This is a genomic window from Ornithinicoccus halotolerans (assembly GCF_009602535.1).
In the GTDB taxonomy this organism is placed as follows: domain Bacteria; phylum Actinomycetota; class Actinomycetes; order Actinomycetales; family Dermatophilaceae; genus Ornithinicoccus; species Ornithinicoccus halotolerans.
In genome coordinates this window covers 1-3,195 of sequence record NZ_WIQI01000180.1, presented here as the reverse complement: position 1 = coordinate 3,195, position 3,195 = coordinate 1, and the positions used below count along the sequence as shown (strand labels likewise).

Below are 3,195 nucleotides of genomic sequence, written 5' to 3'. Positions count from 1 at the left end.
CGATCTCTCGCCGCGACCGCCCTCGCCGACCCCGGCCAGGCGGACTGGCTGCTGCCTCCGGAGCCGCTCTACCTGCGCCGGCCGGATGCCGCGGCGCCTGGCCCCCCGAAGCCCGTGGCGCCGGTCGGCGGACGAGGTGCCGGCCGCGGGACGGGGCGCCGGTGACCGCGGCAGCGGGCACGGGCAGCGACGTCACCGCGGGGCAGGCCGCGGTCGGGGTGCGGGAGCTGCGGTGGCAGGACCTGCCGGACGTGGTGTCCCTGGAGCGTGACCTCTTCCCCGGCGACGCCTGGAGCGAGGCCTCGTGGTGGGCCGAGCTGGCTGCCCGGCCCCGGCGCGACTACGTGGTCCTCCAGGAGCAGGACCACACCGGGCAGGAGCGGCGGCTCATCGGCTACGGAGGGCTGGACCTGGGCGGTGAGGTCGCGGACGTGATGACCGTGGCGGTCGACCCGCGCTGCCAGGGCCGTGGCCTGGGCGGGCTGCTGCTGGCGGAGCTGGAGCGACGGGCCGCCCGGGGCGGCGCGCGGTGGCTGGTGCTGGAGGTGCGCGCCGACAACGCCGCGGCGACGGCGCTGTACCGCAGCCGGGGGTTCGTGCCGGTGCGCACCCGCGCCCGCTACTACCCGGACGGGGCCGACGCCCTGGTGATGCGCCTGGAGGTGGGACCGTGAGCAGGCCCAACGAGCACGAGCCGCTGGTGCTGGGGCTGGAGACCAGCTGCGACGAGACCGGCGTCGGCCTGGTCCGGGGCAGCACCCTGCTCGCGGACGCCGTCGCCAGCAGCGTGGAGGCACACGCCCGGTTCGGCGGCGTGGTTCCCGAGGTCGCCAGCCGCGCCCACCTCGAGGCGATGGTCCCCACGATCGACCGCGCCTGCGCCGACGCCGGGGTACGGCTGCGCGACGTCGACGCGGTCGCGGTGACCTCCGGCCCCGGCCTGGCCGGAGCGCTGCTGGTGGGCGTGGCGGCCGCCAAGGCGCTCGCGCTGGGCCTGGGCGTGCCGCTGTACGGCGTCAACCACCTCGGCGCGCACGTGGCCGTCGACGTGCTGGAGCACGGGCCGCTGCCCGACCCCACCATGGGGTTGCTCGTCTCCGGTGGCCACTCCAACCTGCTGCTCGTCGAGGACGTCACCTCCGACATCCGCTCGCTGGGTGCGACCATCGACGACGCGGCGGGGGAGGCCTTCGACAAGGTGGCCCGCGTGCTCGGGCTGCCGTTCCCGGGTGGCCCGCACGTGGACCGGGCCGCCCGCGAGGGCGGGCAGGTGGTCATCGACTTCCCGCGCGGGCTCACCTCCGGCCGGGACATGGAGCGGCACCGGTTCGACTTCTCCTTCTCCGGGCTCAAGACCGCCGTGGCTCGCTGGGTGCAGGCCCGCGAGCAGTCCGGTGAGCCGGTGCCGGTCGCCGACGTCGCCGCCAGCTTCCAGGAAGCCGTCGTCGACGTGCTCACCCGGAAGGCGCTGCTCGCCTGCCGCGAGCACGGCGTCGCCGACCTGCTGATCGGCGGTGGCGTCGCCGCCAACAGCCGGCTGCGGGCGTTGGCGCAGGAGCGGTGCGAGGCCGCCGGCGTCCGGCTCCGGGTGCCGCGCCCGGCGCTGTGCACCGACAACGGCGCCATGGTCGCCGCGCTCGGCTCCCACCTGGTGCTGGCCGGACGGGAGCCCTCGCCGCTGGACCTCTCGGCCGACTCCTCGCTGCCGGTGGAGCAGGTGAGCGGGTGAGCCGACAGCGCCGTCGACGGCGGGCGTCCGCGCGGGGCCCGGTGGCCGTCACGACCGCCCTGCTGCTCCTGCTCGGTGCCTGCAGCCCCGACCCCGGCGGCTCCGCGGGGGAGGGCACCGGGGAGGAGACGGAGCAGCCGGCAGCGACGGCCGGTGCCGACCCGAGCGCCGGCGGGCCGGAGCCCACCGGCAGCACCACGGCAGCGGGGGACGACGGCACCGCCACCGCTGGCGAGGGTGGGGACGAGGGTGAGCGCACCGGACAGCCGGAGCCTGCCGTGCGGCCAGGGCTGCCGTCCGCGCAGCAGCTCTCCCGTGCGCGGCAGGACGTGCGGGACCTCGACACCCAGCGGCTGGCGGGCCAGGTGGTCGTCGCCGCCTACCCCGGCACCGACCCCGCCGCCGCGGCGGCACTGGTGCGCCAGCACCACCTCGCCGGCGTCATCACCCTGGGCGGGAACGTGCCCGAGGACCCGGACGCCCGGGTGGACGCCCTGACCGGCCTGACCGGCGCGGTGCAGCAGGCGGTGACGGACGACGGCCGCGACTGGCCGGCCTTCCTCGGGATCGACCAGGAGGGCGGTGCCATCACCCGGGTCGGCGCTCCGCTGGACCGCTGGCCCACCGCGATGGCACTCGGGGCCGCCGACCGGCCTGAGCTGGCCGGACAGGCCGCGGAGGCGTCCGGGGAGCAGCTCGCCGCGCTCGGCTACACGGTGGTGTTCGCCCCGGTCGCCGACGTGACCACCGGGCCGGAGGACCCGACGATCGGCAGCCGCTCGCCCGGCAGCGACCCCGCCCTGGTGGCGCGGACCGCGACCGCGCAGGCCGGCGGCTACGGGCTCGCCGGCGTGGTCCCGGTGCTCAAGCACTTCCCCGGCCACGGCTCGGTCCCTGCCGACAGTCACCTCGGCACCGCCGTCCAGCAGGCGGACCTGGCCACCCTCCGCGACCGGGACCTGGTGCCGTTCGCCGAAGGGGTCGCCGCCGGGGTGCCGGCGGTGATGACCGGCCACATCGTGCTGCCGGCCGTGGACGACCAGCCCGCGACCGTCTCCCGGGCGGTGACCACCGGACTGCTGCGCCAGCAGCTGGGCTTCACCGGCCTGGTCGTCACCGACGCCCTCGACATGACCGGGGTCTCGGCCGACCTCGCGCCCGGGGAGGCCGCCGTGCGCGCCCTGCTCGCCGGGGCCGACGTGCTGCTGATGCCGCCGGACCCGGCCGCGGCGGTGCGCGCGATCGAGACCGCGGTCAGCGAGGGCAGGCTGCCGCGGGAGCGGCTGGAGGAGGCCGCGGCGCGCACCGTCGCGACGCTGCGCAGCCACCACCGGGACCGTCCGGACACCGACGTGCTCGGCAGCGCTGGTGACCTCGCCCGCCGGGTGGCGGCCGGGCCATCGACGACAGCGTGTCCGACGTCTCCGCGTGCGCCAGCTTGGTGACCAGCACGACCTCACCGGCCA

General features: G+C 77.3%; 3 protein-coding genes. All 3 read left to right on the top strand.

Going from position 1 to position 3,195, the window contains the following annotated elements; translation table 11 throughout:
* Positions 1–161: 161 nt before the first annotated feature.
* Genes rimI through GFJ45_RS15710 form a run of 3 tightly spaced genes read left to right on the top strand, consistent with a single transcriptional unit; the run spans position 162 to position 3,174 of the window.
* Complete coding sequence (rimI, locus tag GFJ45_RS15720) at positions 162–674, top strand: ribosomal protein S18-alanine N-acetyltransferase (protein ID WP_228387193.1); 513 nt, start codon at positions 162–164, stop codon at positions 672–674.
* Positions 671–1,729, top strand: coding sequence for a tRNA (adenosine(37)-N6)-threonylcarbamoyltransferase complex transferase subunit TsaD (gene tsaD / locus GFJ45_RS15715; protein ID WP_153398949.1), 1,059 nt, complete (start codon positions 671–673; stop codon positions 1,727–1,729). The genes rimI and tsaD overlap by 4 nt, the downstream gene beginning before the upstream one ends.
* Positions 1,726–3,174 (top strand): glycoside hydrolase family 3 N-terminal domain-containing protein, encoded by a 1,449-nt coding sequence (locus tag GFJ45_RS15710; RefSeq protein WP_153398945.1) that lies wholly within the window; start codon positions 1,726–1,728, stop codon positions 3,172–3,174. The genes tsaD and GFJ45_RS15710 overlap by 4 nt, the downstream gene beginning before the upstream one ends.
* Positions 3,175–3,195: the final 21 nt, after the last annotated feature.